1 protein-coding gene is annotated in these 837 nt (G+C 50.3%); it reads right to left on the reverse strand.

Annotated elements, in window-relative coordinates; all coding sequences use genetic code 11:
* Positions 1 to 837 (reverse strand): hypothetical protein (locus tag A3750_RS01715; RefSeq protein ID WP_197474797.1); only part of this gene is annotated, 837 nt, incomplete at both ends.

Below are 837 nucleotides of genomic sequence, written 5' to 3' on the forward strand. Positions count from 1 at the left end.
TGTCAACGGTCGCAATAGCAAAGAAATATGCTCCAGCCTGTAGATCTCGCAGCGTATACGAGGTTTGCTGTCCACCGACAATACTCACCGTTGTATCAAGCTGATTCTCAGACGCACCGTACACAATGGTATAGCCATTAATTTCATATAACGAAAGATCACTACCGTCCTCTCTCTCAAGAGGAATATCCCACGACAGTGCAACGTCATGAAGGACCACTTGCTGAGGTGAAACAGCAACGGAGGCCGCCACACTCATCACAGAACCCACTTCATTGCCTACCCGAACTGAGTACTGGCCGGCGCTCACAACGGATGCTGAAGAAACTTCAAGGCTTGAGCCCACCTCCCCGGCAATCTCCTGACCATCCTTGTACCACTGAAATGCAAGCACTCCACCTCCTATCGCTCCTACCGAAAGCGTAAAAGAGGCACCCGACTCAACCGAAACATCGCTTGGCTGACCCAAAATCTGAACAGGCGTTATTGAAGAACCCTCGTCTAGAGCCTGTTGCTGCAAATCGGAGAAACCAGCACCAAGCCGCGTCACATCATCCTGAGGAATAACATCCACAAACGTAGCAAGCGCAGAGAGCTCTTGCTGCGCCTCATACATTAAGTCATCCAACGCAACCGCAGGCTCTAAACCATTATCAACCAACACGAGTGAATCATGCTGACTCAATTGCTGCGTGATAGAGCTGAGCACGTCAGAGACATCATCAAACTGAACACCAGCTTCAGACCTTTGGATCGCAGCACTAAGAAGCGCTACTTCAAGCTGGTCAAACGTTGCTGTGCGCAACTCTTGATCGCTCGTTAAATCAACGGGCTCGG

It is taken from the genome of Oleiphilus sp. HI0079, from assembly GCF_001635105.1.